Origin of the sequence: Actinomyces oris (genome assembly GCF_001929375.1) — a bacterium.
In the GTDB taxonomy this organism is placed as follows: Bacteria; Actinomycetota; Actinomycetes; order Actinomycetales; family Actinomycetaceae; genus Actinomyces; species Actinomyces oris_B.
Map to the genome: position 1 here is coordinate 14203 of NZ_MSGO01000065.1, position 17647 is coordinate 31849.

Annotated in this window: 20 protein-coding genes; 6 read left to right on the top strand and 14 right to left on the bottom strand. The window is 68.0% G+C overall.

What is annotated here, in order from left to right; genetic code table 11:
- Positions 1–38 precede the first annotated feature (38 nt).
- Complete coding sequence (locus tag BKH32_RS12185) at positions 39–647, top strand: DUF3043 domain-containing protein (protein WP_075250267.1); 609 nt, start codon at positions 39–41, stop codon at positions 645–647.
- 42 nt (positions 648–689) lie between these two features.
- Here BKH32_RS12185 and BKH32_RS12190 read toward each other — a convergent pair whose 3' ends face one another.
- A complete protein-coding gene (locus BKH32_RS12190) occupies positions 690–1745 on the bottom strand; it encodes a quinone-dependent dihydroorotate dehydrogenase (protein WP_075250268.1) in 1056 nt (351 codons plus the stop codon).
- A 150-nt stretch (positions 1746–1895) separates the two neighbouring features.
- On the opposite strand from BKH32_RS12190, the gene ypfJ reads away from it, so the two are divergent.
- The 3 genes from ypfJ (at position 1896) to BKH32_RS12205 (ending at position 3946) form a co-directional block, all read left to right on the top strand.
- The gene (ypfJ, locus tag BKH32_RS12195) at positions 1896–2804 is read left to right on the top strand and encodes a KPN_02809 family neutral zinc metallopeptidase (RefSeq protein WP_075250269.1); all 909 of its coding nucleotides are present in this window, start codon (positions 1896–1898) and stop codon (positions 2802–2804) included.
- A 190-nt stretch (positions 2805–2994) separates the two neighbouring features.
- Complete coding sequence (locus BKH32_RS12200; RefSeq protein ID WP_075250270.1) at positions 2995–3504, top strand: flavodoxin family protein; 510 nt, start codon at positions 2995–2997, stop codon at positions 3502–3504.
- Positions 3505–3559: 55 nt separating this feature from the next.
- A complete protein-coding gene (locus tag BKH32_RS12205; RefSeq protein WP_075250271.1) occupies positions 3560–3946 on the top strand; it encodes a hypothetical protein in 387 nt (128 codons plus the stop codon).
- Between the two features lie 27 nt (positions 3947–3973).
- Here BKH32_RS12205 and BKH32_RS12210 read toward each other — a convergent pair whose 3' ends face one another.
- From BKH32_RS12210 to BKH32_RS12230, 5 genes are all read right to left on the bottom strand, one after another.
- Positions 3974–5500, bottom strand: coding sequence for a polyamine aminopropyltransferase (locus tag BKH32_RS12210; RefSeq protein WP_075250272.1), 1527 nt, complete (start codon positions 5498–5500; stop codon positions 3974–3976).
- A 10-nt stretch (positions 5501–5510) separates the two neighbouring features.
- A complete protein-coding gene (locus tag BKH32_RS12215; RefSeq protein ID WP_003780291.1) occupies positions 5511–5756 on the bottom strand; it encodes a DUF350 domain-containing protein in 246 nt (81 codons plus the stop codon).
- A 52-nt stretch (positions 5757–5808) separates the two neighbouring features.
- Positions 5809–6531, bottom strand: a complete 723-nt coding sequence (locus tag BKH32_RS12220; protein WP_256691873.1) for a hypothetical protein — start codon at positions 6529–6531, stop codon at positions 5809–5811.
- A 44-nt stretch (positions 6532–6575) separates the two neighbouring features.
- Positions 6576–6923: an S-adenosylmethionine decarboxylase family protein gene (locus BKH32_RS12225; RefSeq protein ID WP_075250274.1), complete on the bottom strand. Its 348-nt coding sequence runs from the start codon at positions 6921–6923 to the stop codon at positions 6576–6578.
- A gap of 111 nt (positions 6924–7034) precedes the next feature.
- Positions 7035–7784 (bottom strand): hypothetical protein, encoded by a 750-nt coding sequence (locus BKH32_RS12230; RefSeq protein ID WP_075250275.1) that lies wholly within the window; start codon positions 7782–7784, stop codon positions 7035–7037.
- A 190-nt stretch (positions 7785–7974) separates the two neighbouring features.
- Here BKH32_RS12230 and BKH32_RS12235 point away from each other — a divergent pair, with 190 nt between their 5' ends.
- Both BKH32_RS12235 and BKH32_RS12240 read left to right on the top strand, forming a co-directional pair.
- A complete protein-coding gene (locus tag BKH32_RS12235; RefSeq protein ID WP_075250276.1) occupies positions 7975–8811 on the top strand; it encodes a MerR family transcriptional regulator in 837 nt (278 codons plus the stop codon).
- 78 nt (positions 8812–8889) lie between these two features.
- Entirely contained in the window at positions 8890–9285 is a 396-nt protein-coding gene (locus BKH32_RS12240) for a DUF488 domain-containing protein (protein ID WP_075250277.1), read from the top strand.
- A gap of 19 nt (positions 9286–9304) precedes the next feature.
- Here BKH32_RS12240 and BKH32_RS12245 read toward each other — a convergent pair whose 3' ends face one another.
- The 8 genes from BKH32_RS12245 to BKH32_RS12280 form a co-directional block, all read right to left on the bottom strand.
- Positions 9305–9700, bottom strand: a complete 396-nt coding sequence (locus BKH32_RS12245; protein WP_075250278.1) for a metal-sulfur cluster assembly factor — start codon at positions 9698–9700, stop codon at positions 9305–9307.
- 51 nt (positions 9701–9751) lie between these two features.
- Positions 9752–10228 carry a Fe-S cluster assembly sulfur transfer protein SufU gene (gene sufU / locus BKH32_RS12250; protein WP_075250279.1) on the bottom strand — a complete coding sequence of 159 codons (477 nt, stop codon included), beginning with the start codon at positions 10226–10228 and terminating at the stop codon, positions 9752–9754.
- A 2-nt stretch (positions 10229–10230) separates the two neighbouring features.
- A complete protein-coding gene (locus tag BKH32_RS12255) occupies positions 10231–11583 on the bottom strand; it encodes a SufS family cysteine desulfurase (protein ID WP_075250280.1) in 1353 nt (450 codons plus the stop codon).
- Positions 11584–11744: 161 nt separating this feature from the next.
- Positions 11745–12494: a Fe-S cluster assembly ATPase SufC gene (sufC, locus tag BKH32_RS12260; protein WP_075250281.1), complete on the bottom strand. Its 750-nt coding sequence runs from the start codon at positions 12492–12494 to the stop codon at positions 11745–11747.
- 68 nt (positions 12495–12562) lie between these two features.
- Complete coding sequence (sufD, locus tag BKH32_RS12265) at positions 12563–13825, bottom strand: Fe-S cluster assembly protein SufD (protein WP_075250282.1); 1263 nt, start codon at positions 13823–13825, stop codon at positions 12563–12565.
- 92 nt (positions 13826–13917) lie between these two features.
- Positions 13918–15357, bottom strand: a complete 1440-nt coding sequence (gene sufB, locus BKH32_RS12270) for a Fe-S cluster assembly protein SufB (RefSeq protein WP_075250283.1) — start codon at positions 15355–15357, stop codon at positions 13918–13920.
- Positions 15354–16088, bottom strand: coding sequence for a helix-turn-helix transcriptional regulator (locus BKH32_RS12275; RefSeq protein ID WP_075250284.1), 735 nt, complete (start codon positions 16086–16088; stop codon positions 15354–15356). The genes sufB and BKH32_RS12275 overlap by 4 nt, the downstream gene beginning before the upstream one ends.
- A gap of 984 nt (positions 16089–17072) precedes the next feature.
- Positions 17073–17647: NUDIX domain-containing protein (locus tag BKH32_RS12280; RefSeq protein WP_075250288.1), on the bottom strand; the 575-nt coding region annotated here is incomplete at its 5' end.

Sequence of the window (17647 nt, forward strand, 5' to 3'; positions counted from 1 at the left end):
TTTCAGGGTATCGCGCCGCTGCCGCTAGTCTGTGCACCGTGAGCCTGTTCAAGAAGCGCAGCCAGACCCCTGAGCCGGAGCCCGTGGCCGACCCCTCCCCCAAGCCCGGCGGCAAGGGGCGCCCCACGCCCCGGCGCAAGGACCAGCAGGCCAAGAACCTGCATCCGGTGGTCCCCAAGGACCGCGCGGCTGCCAAGCGGGAGGCGAGAGCGGCCCGTGACGCCGCCTGGAAGCGCCAGAACGACGCCATGGTCACCGGCGAGGAGAAGTACCTTCCCTCCCGTGAGAAGGGGCCGATCAAGCGCTACATCCGCGACTTCGTTGATGCGCGCTTCAACCTGGGCGAGTACTTCATGCCCCTCGTCTTCGTCCTGATCATCGTGTCCTTCGCGTTCACCCGCATCCTGCCCCAGTACCCGCTCGTCAGCTTCTACACAGTGCTGGCGATGAACGGCTACCTGCTTCTGGCGATCGCCGACGCCGTCTGGTGCTGGGCGCGCCTGCGCCGCCGCCTCATCGCGAAGTTCGGTCAGGAGAAGGTCAAGGACGAGGGGACGATCCTCTTCTACATCATGTCGCGCTGCTTCATGCTGCGGCGCTGGCGCCGTCCCGCCGCCCTGGTCGAGCGGGGCCAGTACCCCTCCTGAGGCGCTCGACTCCGCCTCGAGGCGGCCCCGCTCACACGGGGCTCAGGCAGTCGCCCGGGCGGCGGAGCCCGTGGCCAGGGCCCGGTTGATGCGCCCCGGCCAGGCGGGACCGTTGTAGATGAAGGCCGTGTAGGCCTGGAGCAGGTCCGCGCCCGCGTCGAGCATGAGCTCGGCGTCCATGATGGAGGAGATGCCGCCGACACCGATGATCGTGGGCTCCTGCCCCAGCCCGCGACGCAGGCGGCGCACGACCTCCAGGGCGCGGGGCAGAAGAGGCGCGCCGGACAGGCCGCCCTCCCCCAGGTCGTGGTCGATGGTCGTGTTGGTGGCCACCACCCCGTCGAGCCCCATGTCCAGGACCATCTGCGCAACCGCGTCGATGTCCTCGTCAGCCAGGTCCGGGGCGATCTTGACCAGGAGCGGGACGTGCCGCCTCGCCACGCGGTCGGCGGCCTCACGCACCGCCTCAAGGATCGGGCGCAGTGCCTCGACGCTCTGCAGGCTGCGCAGCCCGGGGGTGTTGGGGCTGGAGACGTTGACGACGAGGTAGTCGACCCACCGGGCCACTGCCGCGGCCGAGTAGCGGTAGTCCTCCACCGCCTCGTCGAGCGGAGTCACCTTGGTCTTGCCGATATTCGCGCCGACGACGATGGAGCGTCCTCGCGGGGTGCGGCGCAGGTCCCGCAGGCGCTTGGCGGCCTCATCGGCCCCGGAGTTGTTGAAGCCCATGCGGTTGCGCACGGCGCGCATCTGCGGGTAGCGCCACATGCGGGGCTTGTCGTTGCCGCCCTGGGGGTGGGCGGTGAACGTGCCGACCTCGATGAAGCCGAAACCGAGCATGTCCAGGCCCTCAACGGCCTGCCCCTCCTTGTCCATGCCCGCTGCGAGTCCCAGGATGCCGGGCACGGGCCGGGCGAAGGGACCGCCCTGGTTGGCCGAGGGCACGGGGAAGACAGGCCGGCGCCCCCACATCTGGCGCACCACGTCCCTGACGAGGGGAACCTTGCCGGTGATCTCGATCGCGTCCAGGCACACGTCGTGGATCAGCTCGGGGTCGATACGGGTCAGCACGGTCTTGTACAGCAGGTCGTAGAGCACGGCATCAGGCTACCCCGACCTGGTCTTCCAGGGACCGTGCAGGATCCCGCCATTATTCTCCTCGGCGTCCCCGCTTCGCGCCGGTGGTGGTGTCACGGTAGCGTGGGCTTCGTCCGAGCCTCATTGCAGGCGTGTTCTCAGAGGTGGCATGTGTCCTTCAACCGCGATATCCAGCTCGACCCCAACCGGGTCCAGACCCGTTCCGGCGGAGGCCGGGGCGCCATGATCGGTGGCGGCTCGATCCTGACCGTCATCGCCGTCGTCCTCATCTCCCAGCTCACGGGAGTGGACCTGACCTCCATGCTGGGCACGCAGCAGCAGACCGGAACGACGACGTCGACGGCCTCATCGATCGACACCTCCGTCTGCACCAGCGGGGACAGTGCCAACAAGTACACCCAGTGCCGCATGGTGGCCACCGCCGAGTCCCTCGACGCGGTGTGGACCGAGCAGCTGCCCTCCCAGGCGGGGCTCAAGTACGCCAAGCCGGAGTTCGTCCTGTGGGACGGCACCCAGATCTCCTCGGCCTGCGGTAACGCCTCCTCGGCGGTGGGGCCCTTCTACTGCTCAGGGGACCGGACCGTCTACCTGGACATGAGCTTCTTCTCCGAGATGGAGAGGTCCCTGGGGGCCGCTGACACGCCCCTGGCGGAGGAGTACATCGTGGCCCATGAGTTCGGCCACCACATCCAGCACCTGACCGGGCAGATGGCCAAGGCCGACCGCTCGGGCAGCGGTGCGACCTCCGACTCGGTGCGACTGGAGCTCCAGGCGGACTGCTACGCGGGCATCTGGGTCAATCACGCCTCCTCCACCCCAGACCCGGACACCGGCAAGCCCTTCCTCAACCGCCCCAGCAGTGAGGAGATCAAGGGGGCGCTGGGTGCGGCCGAGGCCGTGGGCGACGACCACATCCAGGAGCGGGCCAAGGGGCACGTCGACTCCGACACGTGGACCCACGGCTCCTCCGAGCAGCGCGTGCGCTGGTTCACCACCGGGATGAACTCGGGCTCGATGCAGGCCTGCAACACCTTCGCCGTCGACGCCTCCCGGCTCTGAGACGACAAGCGGCGACGCCATTCGTCGCTCTGGCTCGTCCTGCCTCCCCACCGATCCTCTCGGCCTGATGGGGCCCGCCGCCTTCTACGCGGCGGGCCCCGTTTGCGTGCGACGTGGCGTCACACCCGACAGTGGGCTCGACACCCGCGTCACCAGCGGCATTGTCGGTAGGAGACTTCAGGAGGACATCATGACCAGGGCACTCATCATTGTCGAGTCCTGCTTCGGCAACACCCGAGCCATCGCCGGGGCCGTCGCCGCCGGGCTGATCGAGGGCGGAGTCGAGGCCCAGGTCGTCGACGTCGATGGGGCTCCGAGCACCCTGCCCGCAGACCTCGCTCTGCTCGTCCTGGGAGCCCCCACCCACAACCGAGGCCTGCCGACCGCGGCCACACGGGCCAAGGCATGTGCGCAGGCGGGGCAGGGCGATGCCTCCCTTGGGATCGGCGAGTGGCTGGAGACTGCGACGATCCCGGCATCCACCACCGCTGCCGCCTTCGACACGGTCATCTCCAAGGGCTGGCTCAGCGGTTCAGCGGCCAAGGCGATCGCCAAGGCGCTGCAGCGTCATCAGGGCAGGAGGACGGCCTCGGTCAGAAGCTTCGTGGTCACGGCGAGCAAGGGCCCGCTGGCCACCGGCCAGGAGACCGACGCCCACAGCTGGGGACGCGAGCTCGCGGCTTCGGCGAACACCAGATAACGACAGACGTCTTGGCGACAACTACGCATCTCATCATCGGAAGGAAAACAACAACATGACAGCAACGAACCGCGACAAGTCGTCCCGGCCGCAGCTGAGCGGACGAGACATCGCCGGAGCATGCCTGGCCGTCTGCGGTCTCCTCATCATCATCTGGGGAGGGACGCTCGAGTCGGTCAGCGTCACTGACCCCGGCTTCATGAGCTTCGCCGTCAGCAGCCTGGTGATCGTCGCAGCCGGGGGATGCCTGGCGACAGCCCTTCCTCGCGCTGCTCGTGTCACACTCATCTGGCTGGCAACGCTGACGTCGATGTTCTATCTGTTCATCCTCGGCATGGCGGTTATCGTGTCCCTGATGAGCTGTGTGGTGATCGCAGGGGTTGCGGCCTGGCTGACCATCAGAATCCTGAGAGGAGGTAAGACGGCCAACTCGGTGCGATAAGAGCGCAGCGGCGAAGTCGCCTCCTGTTCAGTAGTAGCGCCACTGCCGCATGTCTTGGTTGTAGACCTCGACGATCCGTGGATGCAGGAGGGTGGAGGGCTCCATGAACTCGGTGCGGGCCGGCTTGGTTCGCATGATGAACTCCAGCGTCTTCCGATCCTGGTAAGTCAGGCCTTTGGGCAGAGACTGACTGATGAGGTTCTGCGGCGTCCTGGTGGACAGCACGAAGCCCCACTCCCCGAAGGAGGGGACATTGGTGGAGAAGGGCAGGATCTGTCGATCCGGCTGAGCGGCGGCGACGGTGCTGGCCACCGTGGAGAAGGCGTGGGGTGAGAAGAAGGTGGAGGTGGCCTGGGTGACCATGACGCCCTCGGGGGCCAGCCGCGCCTCGATGTTCCGATAGAACTCGGTGGAGTAGAGCTTGGCGAGCTTCTCGTTGGAGGGGTCGACCAGGTCGATGAGAACGACGTCGTAGGTCGCCTGGGTGTCTTGGACGTAGGTGAAGGCGTCGTCGTTGACGACCTTGACCCTGGAATCGGACAGGGAGGCGTGGTTGAGGTCCTTGAGCAGGCGGTTATTCCGTGCCAGCTCGGTGACGTCGGGGTCGATGTCCACGATGGTGACGTCCGTGACGCTGGGGTAGCGCAGGATCTCCCGGGCCAGCAGGCCGTCGCCGCCACCGAGCACGAGCACGTGGGCAGGTTCCTTCACCGAGGTCATGGCACTGGCGGACAGCGTCTCGTGGTACCTGGCCTCGTCCAGGCTGGAGAACTGGAGCTGGCCGTTGAGGTACAGGCGCAGGTCGTCCTGGTACTGGGTAAGGACGACCTTCTGGTAGGCGGTCTGCTGATAGTAGACGATCGGGTCGTTGTAGGTCAGCGCCTCCACACTGCGCTCAATGCGGTTGGCGGCTGCGAACATGCCGACCAGTGCCACAACGGCGGCGGTGGCCGCCCACAGGATCTTGCGAGGTGTGCGCACCTGGAGCAGGACGAGCAGTGCGACCAGGACGTTGAGCGCCCCCACCAGGTAGGCCCCGCGCATGAGGCCGAGCTGCGGGAGGAGCACCAGGGGGAAGACCAGGGAGGCCACCAGTGAGCCGAAGTAGTCGATGGCCATGACCTTGCCGAGCAGCTCGCTGGTCGAGCGGCGCCCGAAGGCGGCGAAGGTCCGCACTAGCAGCGGGATCTCCAGGCCGATGAGGATGCCGATGGTCAGGCTGATGCCGCCGAAGACGACCCAGTGCAGGCGGGTGCGCCCGAAGGCCAGGTACAGCAGAAGGACGGAGTTGCCACCGATGAGGCCCAGGAGCACTTCGCTGACACCGAAGACGACTGCCGGTGCCGCACGGAAGCGGTTGACCAGCAGCGAGCCGATGCCCATGCCGAACAGGGTGATACCGGTGGCCAGACTGAAGCTGAGCACGGAGTCGCCCAGGAGATAGGAGGCGGCCGTGCCCAGGATGAGCTCGTAGATGAGCCCGCCGATCGCGGCGAGCAAGGCCGCAGTGAACAGGGCGACGTTCTCTCGTCGCCCGATTCGACCGTGGGTCATGGTGTGCGGCTCAGCTCAGGATGGTGGCGGCGATGATGATGGCGATCGCGAGCGCCGTGCCGGCGAAGGCGACCCCCAGGCCGATGTTCTGGTCCTCGATGAGCTCGCGTCTGAGGTCGAGACGGAAGATGCGGTTGACAAGCAGCGCGAACACCATGAGCAGAACCACTCCGAGCACCGCGTAGACAATGGTGCTCAGCAGAGACTGCCAGTTGAGGTCGACCGATGAGTGGTGAGCGATGGTCATGAGCGACATGTCTTCTCCTTCGTGTATGACCGTCGAGGGGGTTGAGTCAGTGGGCTCCAGGTCATTTTCCGACGCCGCCGCCCCCGCCGCCGTAGACCGAGCGATTCCGGAAGGGGATGCCGCCTCCTGAGGGAAAGAAACCATCATCGTTATCGATCAGCTCGGCAAGCACCAGCACCACGAACATGAGGACGATCCAGAACACAGGGGCCCAATCGCTTCTACTCGCTCCGGAGATCGCCGCGGGGAACCACCGCCACAACCTTCGCACGAAACCGGGTATCCACCACGGCCGGGTCACGGGCCTACCGAAGACCCTGTACTGCTTCGAGGGGGACAGACCTGTTTCGCTGTAGATCTCTCGGGCGTGGAGGCGATGCGCATCGACCACCATGGTGGAGATCGAGCCCTGCGCTTCCACCACGCGGAGCTCGGCACATGTTGTCGCGGTGAGAGCCCCCTGGGAATGATCGATGGCCCCGGTCTCGTGGTCGATCTCAGCACGACGCACATTCGTGACCTCGACGGTGCACGGCCGGCCGCGGACTCTCAGCTTCCGGCTCCAACCGACCTCGAGGGTGAGCGGGTCAATCGCCGGCTGGACAGGAACCGGCTCGTGAAGAACCACCTTGTTGGTATCTCGACGGATCTCCAGCCAGAGCTCTCTACCGTCGTCGTCGATCAGGCGCCACTGCTCCCGCTTGACGAAGTGCCGACTTCCCTGAGCCCGTCGTTTGAGGACAACTCGCCCCATGACGGTGTAGGAGCGGCTCTTCTTCCTCAAGGAACCCCGAAGTGTCTCACCGACTCTCAGATCGCCTCTGACACTCACAGCGTGATCCCTGAGCTGGTCACCTGCTGGGCCCGCAGGCGCCTGCGCACCAGCTCCCCCACGGCCTCGATCTGCACGGGGGTCAGTGTGCGACAGCTGGTGAGCGTCACGTAGCCGGTGCCGGACTCGGGCCAGGTGTGGGCGGCGATATGCGACTCGGACAGAATGATGACGGCGCTCAGTCCCTGGGGCTCGAAGCGGTGATGAGCACTGGATACGGCAGTCAGTCCCGCCGTCTCGGCGGCACCAAGGAGAATCGACTCCACGGTGGACAGGTCGTTGAGCGCATACGGCTCAGCGCCACTGATCTTGTAGCTGACGGAACACAGGCTCACCGCACTCACGCGAGCACGGTAGCAACGAGGCAGGCAGCCGACAAACGGGGTGAGGTCCCCATCCTCGCTCCCCCGCCGTCGACGACATATGGCGGGAAGCCCGTCACCGACGGGGCGGGCCTACTTGCCAACTCCGCCTCCGCCGCCTCCGTAGACCGGGCGGTGACGATAGCTCCGTGAGGAGCCCGAGTGCGAGGTGCTGGTGGGATCGGCGTCGCCACTGGAGCGGCTGGGGTTGGAGCAGGCGGAGAACAGTCCGCCGACGAGCACGATACTGACGAGGGCGGCAACGACCGCGCATCCGATGTTCCGGCCGGTTCTTCCGGGGACAGATCGGCGGTTGTACAGGACCCGCCCGAAGAGCTGCTTCTGCTGCGCAGTGGACAAGGAGGTCTTGCGGTATGCCAGGAGGTCACGGAAACGGTGGCTGTCGATGGTCAGTCTGCTGGTCACGCCGGCCGGGTCCGTCAGCCGTACCTCGGCGTAGGTCATGGTCTCGCCGATGTTGAGTGGGCACACCGGGGAACCGATGACGTTCTCGAGGGTGCCGGTGGTGACCTCCTCAACCATGCCCCGGTGCAGGACGCCGTTGATCGTCAGCGGCATCGTCTGGCCGACGGTCAGGGCCCACGGCTCGATCGTCTCCTGGAGACGAACGGGTTCGTAGAAGAGGACCTCGCCGGGATCGTGGTCGACCTCGACCCAGGTGTCGGCGTTGCTGGCCCCGATGAGCTGCCACTCCTCCCAGTAGTAGAAGCAGTGGTCCTGAGAGTCCCATTCCTTGAAGAGCAGGCAGCCTGTGACTGACAGGGCGCCTGCAGTGCCCTGGAGCAGGTCGCCGACCTGCAGGTTGCCTCGCGTGCCGTTCACCAGGACCCTCCCGCCTGCGGAGGGTGAGACGGGGCGCCGCTGCCGCCGTCGGTACCTGATCCGCCTGTCATCACGCGGGCACAGTAGCAACGCGGGCATGCCCCGGCAAACGGTTCGCTCTCCCCATGGTTCGCCCCCGCCAAGCGGATCCGAACAGTTCAGGATCCGGGCGCCGTGTGAGACTGTCCCCATGCGCGTTGCTGAGATCGCCGAGCTGACCGGGACGACCGTGCGCACGGTGCGCTACTACCACTCGCTGGGGCTGCTTCCAGTTCCCGGTGAACGTGGCGGCTGGCGCGACTACGACCTGAGCCATGTGGCCCGGCTCTCCCGGATCCGCTGGCTGGTCCAGGCCGGTGTGTCGCTGGAGACCATCAGGCGCGTTCTCGACGAGTCCGAGGCTACAGGCGTCGAGCAACCCGACGACGCGCCCGCGGCCGAAACGGTTGAAGCCCGCGCTGCGGCCGGCTCCGTGGTCGAGGACCTGGCCGGGGCACTGGCCGCCGTGGAGGATCACCTGGCCGAGGTCACCAGGCAGAGGGACATGCTCGCCGGCCTGCTGGAGCGGGCCAGGGCCGGTTCGACCGTCTCACCGATGTCCCCGCGCATGGCGGCCTTCTTCGACCGGCTGGAGCAGGCCGCTGCCGATGAGGCCACCCGCTGCGCGGTGCGCAAGGAGCGGGACCTGACCGACCTGGCCTGCTATCGCGGCCAGATGCCGCCGGAGGCGGAGTTCCTCTTCGTGGACCCGGATCCTGACTACGACGCCGAGTCACTGGCCCTCTACTCCCAGGATCCGGCTGAGCTGTCAGACGCGCAGATCAAGCAGCGCGCCCAGGCCATGATCTCCCGGTTGGAGGCCCAGATGCCGCCGGAGCGCCTTGCGGCCCTGGCCGACAGCGTCGACACCGAGTCGGTGCGGGAGCTCTTCGACCTCATCGCCGCCACCGGTTACCCCGATGCACGACTCGCCCGGGCCTTGGAGCAGGAGTTCCTCACCGCGATCGCCCGATGGCGCCCCAGCTAAGTGAGCGCCGCTCGCACGCCCGGTTCACTGCGAGCCGATCGGATCGCACCGACGGATGGGGCGAGTAGCGTCGCTGGTATGAGTCAACGCCTTCCTTCATCTGACAACGTGGTTCTCAAAGGCATCCGTGAGGAGCCCAGCGCCGAGGACGGAGCACGGGTCCTGGTGGACCGGCTCTGGCCCCGTGGCGTGTCCAAGGAGCGCGCCGCTCTCGACGAGTGGGCCAAGGACGCCACCCCCACCACCGAGCTGCGGCGGGCCTTCCACAGCGGGGACCTGCCCTGGCCCCAGTTCGTCGAGGCCTACCGGGCCGAGCTCACCGAGAGGCCCAAGGCGGTCGCCGCCGTCGAGCACCTGCGCGACGAGGCCCTTACGGGGCGCGTGACGCTCCTGTTCGCCGGCCACGACCACGTCCACTGCCACGCGCGTGTCCTGCGCGAGGCGATTCTCGGCGTCGAGGAGGACCTGAGCTGACGGCGGCCTCGGCAGGACCTCAGACGTTGAAGCCCAGGGCGCGCAGCTGCTCGCGGCCCTCAGGGGTGATCTTGTCCGGTCCCCACGGCGGCAGCCACACCCACTGGATGCGGACCTTGTCGGAGATGAGGGACAGGGCCTGCTGGGCCTGCTCCTCGATGACATCGGTGAGCGGACAGGCGGCGGTGGTCAGAGTCATGTCGAGCACGACGGTCTCGTCGGGCTCGATCGACACCCCGTAGAGCAGCCCGAGGTCGACGACATTGATACCGAGCTCGGGGTCGATGACGTCGCGCAGGGCCTCCTCGACGGCGGCGACGTCGACGCCCTCGGTGCTGGCGACGGGGGCCGGCGGCTGCTGGGCGGCCATGGGGTTGTCGGCGGCTGCCGGCATCCCGCTGGGGTTGTCACTCATGGATTCTTCCTTCTTCCTCACAGGTCGGACGATGGCGACAGGACGGTCGGGCTACTCGGGGTCGTTCGGCTCAACGGCGGGCAGGGCGACGCCGGACTTGGCCAGGGCGTCCTTGAGGGCCATCCACCCCAGCAGGGCGCACTTGACGCGGTTGGGGTACTTCGAGACGCCCTCGAAGGCGGCCCCGTCCTCCAGGTCGTCCAGGATGGCGTCGTCGACGCCCTTGCCGCGCGAGTGCATGAGGGTATCGAAGTCCGCCTCGAGGCGGGCGACGGTGGCCAGGTCGGCGCCGTTGACGAGGTCGTGCATGACGGAGATGGAGGCCTGGGAGATGGAGCAGCCGTCCCCCTCCCAGCCGATGGCCTCGATCTTGCCGTCCTTGACGCGCACCCCCAGGGTCACGTCGTCACCGCAGGTGGGGTTCACCTGGTGGCTGGTGGCGTCCGGGGTCTCGAGGGCGCCGGAGCCGTGGCGCTCACGGGAGTGGTCGAGGATGACTTGCTGGTAGAGCTGGTCGAGTTCGTTCATGCTCACCTCTGGAAGTAGCGTCGGACATCGGCGATGGCGGACAGGAAGCGGTCCACCTCCTCGGGCGTGGAGCAGGCCCCGAAGGACAGGCGCGAGGAGGCGTGGATGCCGAAGTGCTGATGGATCGGCTGGGCGCAGTGGTGGCCGGTGCGCACGGCGACGCCGGCGGCGTCGAGGACCTGGCCGACGTCGTGAGGGTGGACTCCCTCAATGGAGAAGGCGACCACTCCCAGGCGATCAGCGGTGTCGGTCGGACCGACCAGGCACAGCCCGGGGACCTGGGCCAGGCCCTCGAGCACCTGCCGGGTCAGGACCTGCTCGGTGGCATGGAGCCGGCCCAGGCCGATCCTGGCCAGGTACTCCACGGCGGTGCGCCACCCCGCGGCCTGCGCCAGTGGCTGACTGCCGGCCTCGAAACGGGGCGGGCCGCTCATGAAGGTCGACGACTCCATGGTGACGATCTCGATCATGGAGCCGCCGGTGAGCACCGGCGGCATCGCCGCCAGGAGCTCCTCGGTGGCCACGAGCGCGCCGATGCCGGTGGGGCCGAGCATCTTGTGGCTGGAGAGCACCATGGCGTCCACGCCGGCGGTCTTCAGTGCGTCGAAGTCCAGCGGGATGTGGGCGGCGGACTGGCAGGTGTCCAGGATGACGAGCGCGCCGGCCTGCTGGGCTCGCGGGAGGATGAGGTTGAGCGGGCTGATCGCGCCGGTGACGTTGGAGGCGTGGGTCAGGGCCAGGACGCGGGTGCGCTCGGTGATGACGTCCAGGGTGGCGGCATCGATGCGCCCGTCCTCGGTCAGGTCCAGCCAGCGCAGGGTGGCGCCGGTGCGGGCGCACAGCTCCTGCCAGGGCACGAGGTTGGCGTGGTGCTCAGCGCGGGTGACGACCACCTCGTCGCCCTGTCCGATGATGAGGCGCCGAGCCGGGTCATCAGCCGCGGCGGGGCCGCCACCGCGGGCCGCCGACCGGCCCAGGCTGGCGTGTCCGATGGCCAGGGCCACGAGGTTGATGGCCTCGGTGGCGTTCTTGGTGAAGACGAGCTCGCTGCCACGCGCTCCGACGAAAGCGGCGACGGCGTCGCGGGCGTCCTCGAAGGTGGCGGTGGCCTCGTCGGCGAGCTGGTAGGTCGAGCGCCCTGCCGCACCGTTGGACGTGCGGTAGAAGTCGGCCTCCGTGGTGATGACGTCGGCGGGCTTCTGGCTCGTGGCGGCCCAGTCCAGGTAGGCCAGCGCCTCGCTGTTGCGGGCGGGCCGGCCCAGGTAGGGGAAGTCGGCGCGGATCGCGGCGACCTCCTCCGCGTTGAGCGCGCCGGTCGAAGGCGCCCCGGTGAGCGGGGCCGTGGACTGGGTCATGACGTGCCTTTCCGATTCGGTGCGAGCGGTTCCGGGCATGGTCGCCGACGGCTGGGGGCTGAGGTCACGAGGAACCTTAGTCCCCCTTCCTCAGTGCCGGGGCCGGCGACGACGCCATGTTGCGCGGCGCGCCGTCGTCGGCCCCGGCACGGTGAGGGCGGTCAGGCGAGGTAGCGGTCGTAGCCCTCTTCCTCAAGGCGGTCGGCCAGGTCGGGGCCGCCTGCCTCGGCCACGCGCCCGTCGACGAAGACGTGGACGTGGTCGGGCTTGATGTAGCGCAGGATGCGCGTGTAGTGGGTGATGAGGAGGAAACCGGCGTCGGTCTCGTCGTGGAGGCGGTTGACACCCTCGGAGACGATGCGCAGGGCGTCGACGTCCAGGCCGGAGTCGGTCTCGTCCAGGACGGCGAAACGGGGCCGGAGCAGCTCCATCTGGAGGATCTCGAAGCGCTTCTTCTCACCGCCGGAGAAGCCGGCGTTGACGTCGCGCTGGGAGAAGGCGGGGTCCATCCGCAGGTTCTTCATGGCCTGGTTGACCTCGCTGACCCACTGGCGCACCTTGGGGGCCTGGCCGTCAATGGCGGTCTTGGCCGTGCGCAGGAAGTTGGCCACGGTGACTCCGGGGACCTCGACGGGGTACTGCATGGCCAGGAAGAGGCCGGCGCGGGCGCGCTCGTCCACGCTCATCTCGAGCAGGTCGACGCCGTCGAGGAGGACCTCGCCGTCGGTGACCTCGTAGTCGGGGTGCCCGGCGATGGAGTAGGCCAGGGTGGACTTGCCCGAGCCGTTGGGGCCCATGATGGCGTGGACCTGGTTGGAGTCGATGGTCAGGTCGACGCCCTTGAGGATGGGCTTGGGGCCGTCGTTGGTGGCCACCTGGACGTGGAGGTTCTTGATCTGCAAAGTGCTCATGCGACGTTTCTTTCAGCTGGGTTGTGGTCTGGTTGCGGGTGGGCGGACCGTCGTGCGGGTCCGGCCTGTCACTCGGCTGCCGGCTGGGCGGCGGGGTCCTGGTCGGTGCGGGCGGTGATGAGTCCGGTGAGCTCGAGCTCCTTCTCGATGGCGGCCATGAGGCGCTCCTCGACCTCATCGACACCGATCTCGGCGACGATCTCGTTGAAGAAGCCCAGGACGACGAGGCGGCGGGCCTCGGTCTCGGGGATGCCGCGGGCACGCAGGTAGAACAGCTGCTGGTCGTCGAAGCGGCCGGTGGCGCTGGCGTGGCCGGCCCCCTCGATGTTGCCGTTCTCGATCTCCAGGTTCGGCACGGAGTCGGCCTTGGCCCCCTCGGTGAGGACCAGGTTGCGGTTGAGCTCGTAGGTGTCCGTGCCGCGGGCGGCGTGACCGATGAGGCAGTCCCCCACCCACACGGCGTGCGCGCCCTCCCCCTGGAGTGCACCCTTGTAGGTGACGCGCGAGTAGCAGTGGGGCTCGGTGTGGGCCACGTAGGGGCGGTGCTCCTGGTGCTGGCCGGCATCGGTGAAGTAGACGCCGTAGGCGTCGATGTGCCCGCCCTCGCCGGAGAAGCCCAGGTCGGGGCAGATGCGCACGTCTCCGCCGAGGCTGACGACGACGTGCTTGAGGATGCCGCGACCGCAGACCTTGACCCGGTGGTTGGAGGCGTGGACGGCCTCCTCCTCCCAGCCCTGGACGGTCACCAGGGTGAGCTCGGCGCCGTCGGCGACTGTCACCTCGACGCCCTGGGTCAGGGCGGCGGTGCCGGTGTGGTCCAGGACGACGGTTCCCTTGGAACCGGACTCGGCGGCGACGAGGATGTGCTGGGCGGCGGGGCGGGCGAGCTGAGCGTCCTGGCCGACGATGTTCAGCCGGGCGGCCCGCTCCAGCTGGGCTCCGGCCTCCAGGGTCAGCACGGTGGCGGTCTCGGTGCCGTTCCAGGCTGTGATGCCGGTGCGGTCGACCGGGGCGCCCACGGTGCCGATGCGGGCGTCGCTGCGCGCTACGGTCTCAAGGCTCGCACCGTCGGGCAGGTCCGCCTCGATACGGACGGCGCCGGCATCGCTCTGGCCGGCGGTGACCGCGCGGATGGCCTCGAGGTCGAACAGCGGGGCGAAGCGCTTCATCGGCGTGAAGCGCCACTCCTCCTCGCGGCCGCGCGGCACCGGGATGTCGACGGGGTCGAAGGAGGTGGGGCGGTCGGCGCGCGAGGAGACGTAGCGCGGTCCGCCGTGGGAGTGGGCGCCGTCGAGCGTGGCGCTCGAGTGGTCGGTGGAGAGTTCAGGCATGTGGAGGTGCTCCTTGGCCGGCAGCAGGACGGTGTGATGAGGTGTGGGTCGAAGGCTGAGTGGGCTGACGAGGGAGGAACCGCTGCGGTGGGTCAGCCCACCGAGTTCTCCATCTGCAGCTCGATGAGCCGGTTGAGCTCGAGGGCGTACTCCATGGGCAGCTCCCGGGCGATGGGCTCGACGAAGCCGCGCACGATCGTGGCCATGGCCTCGGTCTCGGTCAGCCCGCGCTGCATGAGGTAGAAGAGCTGATCGGCACTGACCTTGGAGACGGTGGCCTCATGCCCCATCTCGACGTCGTCGGTGCGCACATCGACGTAGGGGTAGGTGTCCGAGCGGGAGATCTCATCGACCAGGAGCGCGTCGCACAGCACGTTGGACTTGGAGTGCCGGGCGTTCTTCATGATCTGTACCAGTCCGCGGTAGGCGCTGCGGCCACCGTGACGGGCGATCGACTTGGAGACGATGTGGCTGGAGGTGTGAGGCGCCATGTGGACCATCTTGGCGCCGGTGTCCTGGTGCTGGTCCGCACCGGCGAAGGCGATGGACAGGGCCTCGCCGCGGGCGTGGGGACCCATGAGGAAGACGGCCGGGTACTTCATGTTCCGCTTGGAGCCGATGTTGCCGTCGACCCACTCCATGGTGGCGCCCTCCTCGCAGGTAGCGCGCTGGGTCACTAGGTTGTAGACGTTGTTGGACCAGTTCTGGATGGTCGTGTAGCGCACGCGGGCGTTCTTCTTGACCACGATCTCCACGATCGCCGAGTGCAGGGAGTCGGTGGAGTAGATGGGGGCCGTGCAGCCCTCGACGTAGTGGACGTAGGAGTCCTCGTCAGCGATGATGAGCGTGCGCTCGAACTGGCCCATGTTCTCCGTGTTGATGCGGAAGTAGGCCTGGAGCGGGATCTCGACGTGGACGCCCCTGGGGACGTAGATGAAGGAGCCCCCGGACCACACGGCCGTGTTGAGGGCGGCGAACTTGTTGTCGCCGGCCGGCACCACGGTCCCGAAGTACTCCTTGACGAGCTCGGGGTACTCGCGCACGGCGGTGTCGGTGTCGACGAAGATGACGCCCTGCTCCTCCAGGTCGCCGCGGATCTGGTGGTAGACGACCTCCGACTCGTACTGGGCGGCCACGCCCGCCACCAGGCGCTCGCGCTCGGCCTCGGGGATGCCGATGCGGTCGTAGGTGTTCTTGATGTCCTCGGGCAGGTCGTCCCAGGAGCTGGCCGGCCGGTCCGTGGAGCGCACGTAGTACTTGACAGCGTCCATGTCGAGCTGGGAGAGATCCACGCCCCAGGTGGGCATGGGCTTGCGCTCGAAGGTGGAGTAGGCCTTGAGACGCTTGGCCAGCATCCACTCCGGCTCGCCCTTGATGGCGGAGATCTCGCGGACCACCTGCTCATCAAGGCCTCGCTTGGCATTCTCACCGGCCTCGTCGGAGTCGTGCCAGCCGAAGTCGTAGCTCGTTGAGATCGAGTCGATGATCTCGTCGTCGGTGCTACGCGTGGTCTCGGTTGTCGGCAGTGTCATCGGGTTCCTTCCATTCGCTTGGTCTCAAGGCCTCGCGTCTTAGCCGCCGCCCGGACCGCGCGCTTGCGCAGCGCGGGCATGGCGATCGGAATGTGGGTGGTACAGACGTGCTCGCCTCCGGCCAGGGTGGCCAGGCGCTGGACCGGGACGCCGACGAGCCGGGAGATGGCCTGGGTCTCGGCGTCGCACAGCTCGTGGAACTCCCCGGCGACGTCGCGCACCGGGCAGTTGCCCTGGCACAGCTGGACGGCGAAGGACCCGTCCCCGACGTCGCGCACTGAGGCCGCGTAGCCGTCAAGAGTCAAGGCGTCCGCCAGGGCGCGGGCCCGCTCCGAGGGGTCCTTGCCTGCCGCCTCGACGACGGTGGCGTAGCGGCGCTCGAGGTCACGGCCCCTGGCCGCGGCGAAGGAGTCGACCGCCTTGTCACCGGCCACCTGGGACAGGTAGTGCAGGGCGCGGTTGGCCAGGTCGGAGTAGCCCTCCGCGAAGGAGGTGCGGGCCTTGGGCGTCAGGACGTAGTGCCGGGCCGGGCGACCGCGGCCGCGCTTGCCCGTCTGGGCCGGCGAGTGAACCTCGATCTGTTCAGCGTCCTCAAGGGCCGTGATGTGCCTGCGCACGGCGGCCGGCGTCAGGCTCAGGACCTTGGCGAGCTGAGCCGCCGACACCGGTCCCTTCTCGGCGATGAGGTCGAGAACGCGTGCCCGGGTAGAGTCTTCGTCGCTCTGCGCCATGACTGCTCTCCTCCCCTAGTCGCTGACGACGTCTCGCGGCCTGCCCCGTTGCGGCCGGTTCGGCCATGCCCTTGGACCGGCCCCAGGCATTGACCTGCGAGGCGTCGCTGGTCGTCGTGCCACGAGTTTAACCAAGATCTTGCTTGCCGAATTCAACACTGGCAAGTTCACGACGGAGCGTCGCAGGGTGGCATTGAACACGCCACCTAATCAAAGGCGAGCTTCGGTTAGGAATACCTAACTAGTCGTCGAACGGGGTGCGCGGCCGCGCGCATCGGAGACTGCGTTTCCCATCCAGAACGTACTTCTCCCGCAGACGACTGGGGTCAGATCCCAGTCGTCTGCGGGAAGACGCAGTTCTCGACTGACAAGTACGTTCCCGACCGCGGCCGGCGCGGCCCGACGTTGCCGTGGAGGCCGCTTTTAGCAGCCTGATCCCGACAGAAACGCCCCGTCGCCTGCCTCGACACCCGGCCTGAGTTGCACAGTTTGGGCTGGTTCGTGTTTCTAGTTGGGGATATTCGTTGGAACGATGCGGGTGAGGTGATCGTTTCGGACACTGAGCAGGCTTGGGCTGAGTGAACCCGTACCTGCGCAAGGTCAGGACAGTCTCGGGGCCACGGCCGCGCAGGTCGTGGCCGAGGCGCACGGGGCGCCGGATCGTGGAGCGCCTGGGACCGGCTCGCGACGGGGCCGATCGTGAGGACGACCTCAGGCGGGTCGATTGTTCCAAGGAGAACAGGGTCAACCCCCCAGATGATCGTCGGACTGCTGGTCCGACCGCGCTGCTCTCTCCCCCTCAGATAGGGCACCCGGACCGAAGCCACCACGATCAGCCCCATGGTGGGGGCCTTCCAAACCTCCCTCGACATTGAGGATGCTTGGTGGCTGCTGACGCCGCGGTATGCGCACCGTCCGGGACAACCAGGCCCTCACCGCCCTCATCATCCCGACAGGACACTAAAGCTGGCAGTTCAAGTCCGACTACAGGCTCTTCGGGCTGCGCAGCCAGGGGGCGTCAGCGGGACGAAGCCCCGCCCAGCCGCGGGAGCGGGCCTGGGCCGTGGCCAGGACCCCCAGGACGGTGGAGGGGTTGTGCAGGCGGCCGCCCATGACGGCGTCGAGGGCCTCGTCCAGGCGGACCCAGGTGGGCACGAACTCGGCCTCCTCGTCCTCGCGAACGGTGCGCCGGTCCTCGGGCAGCAGGCTCAGGTCCTGGGCGAGGAAGATCCGGGCCCCCTCGGTGGTGAAGCCGGGCGAGGCGTAGAACTCGGCCAGCGTGTTCCAGATGGCCGCCTCGTAGTCGGTCTCCTCAGCGAGCTCGCGGGCGGCGGCGACGGCCGGCTCCTCCCCCGCCACGTCGAGCAGTCCCGCGGGGATCTCCCACAGGCAGGCGCGCACGGGATGGCGGTACTGACGGATCATGAGGATCTCCGCGGCGCCGTCGGCCTGGGAGGATGCCTTGCCCTCGCGCAGGGCGACGACGGCGACGGCGTCGTGATGGACGACGACCTGACGGGCCACCGGCTCCTGACCGGGTCCTAGGGCCTGTTGCGGAA

Excerpts from the sequence above, each read along its gene's own strand:
- BKH32_RS12200 (WP_075250270.1), top strand. The coding sequence starts at position 2,995 with ATGACCAGGGCACTCATCATTGTCGAGTCCTGCTTCGGCAACACCCGA.
- BKH32_RS12210 (WP_075250272.1), bottom strand. The coding sequence starts at position 5,500 with ATGACCCACGGTCGAATCGGGCGACGAGAGAACGTCGCCCTGTTCACT.
- sufD (WP_075250282.1), bottom strand. The coding sequence starts at position 13,825 with ATGCCTGAACTCTCCACCGACCACTCGAGCGCCACGCTCGACGGCGCC.
- BKH32_RS12275 (WP_075250284.1), bottom strand. The coding sequence starts at position 16,088 with ATGGCGCAGAGCGACGAAGACTCTACCCGGGCACGCGTTCTCGACCTC.
- BKH32_RS12255 (WP_075250280.1), bottom strand. The coding sequence starts at position 11,583 with ATGACCCAGTCCACGGCCCCGCTCACCGGGGCGCCTTCGACCGGCGCG.
- BKH32_RS12245 (WP_075250278.1), bottom strand. The coding sequence starts at position 9,700 with ATGAGTGACAACCCCAGCGGGATGCCGGCAGCCGCCGACAACCCCATG.
- BKH32_RS12240 (WP_075250277.1), top strand. The coding sequence starts at position 8,890 with ATGAGTCAACGCCTTCCTTCATCTGACAACGTGGTTCTCAAAGGCATC.
- sufC (WP_075250281.1), bottom strand. The coding sequence starts at position 12,494 with ATGAGCACTTTGCAGATCAAGAACCTCCACGTCCAGGTGGCCACCAAC.
- BKH32_RS12215 (WP_003780291.1), bottom strand. The coding sequence starts at position 5,756 with ATGTCGCTCATGACCATCGCTCACCACTCATCGGTCGACCTCAACTGG.
- sufU (WP_075250279.1), bottom strand. The coding sequence starts at position 10,228 with ATGAACGAACTCGACCAGCTCTACCAGCAAGTCATCCTCGACCACTCC.
- sufB (WP_075250283.1), bottom strand. The coding sequence starts at position 15,357 with ATGACACTGCCGACAACCGAGACCACGCGTAGCACCGACGACGAGATC.
- BKH32_RS12205 (WP_075250271.1), top strand. The coding sequence starts at position 3,560 with ATGACAGCAACGAACCGCGACAAGTCGTCCCGGCCGCAGCTGAGCGGA.
- BKH32_RS12235 (WP_075250276.1), top strand. The coding sequence starts at position 7,975 with ATGCGCGTTGCTGAGATCGCCGAGCTGACCGGGACGACCGTGCGCACG.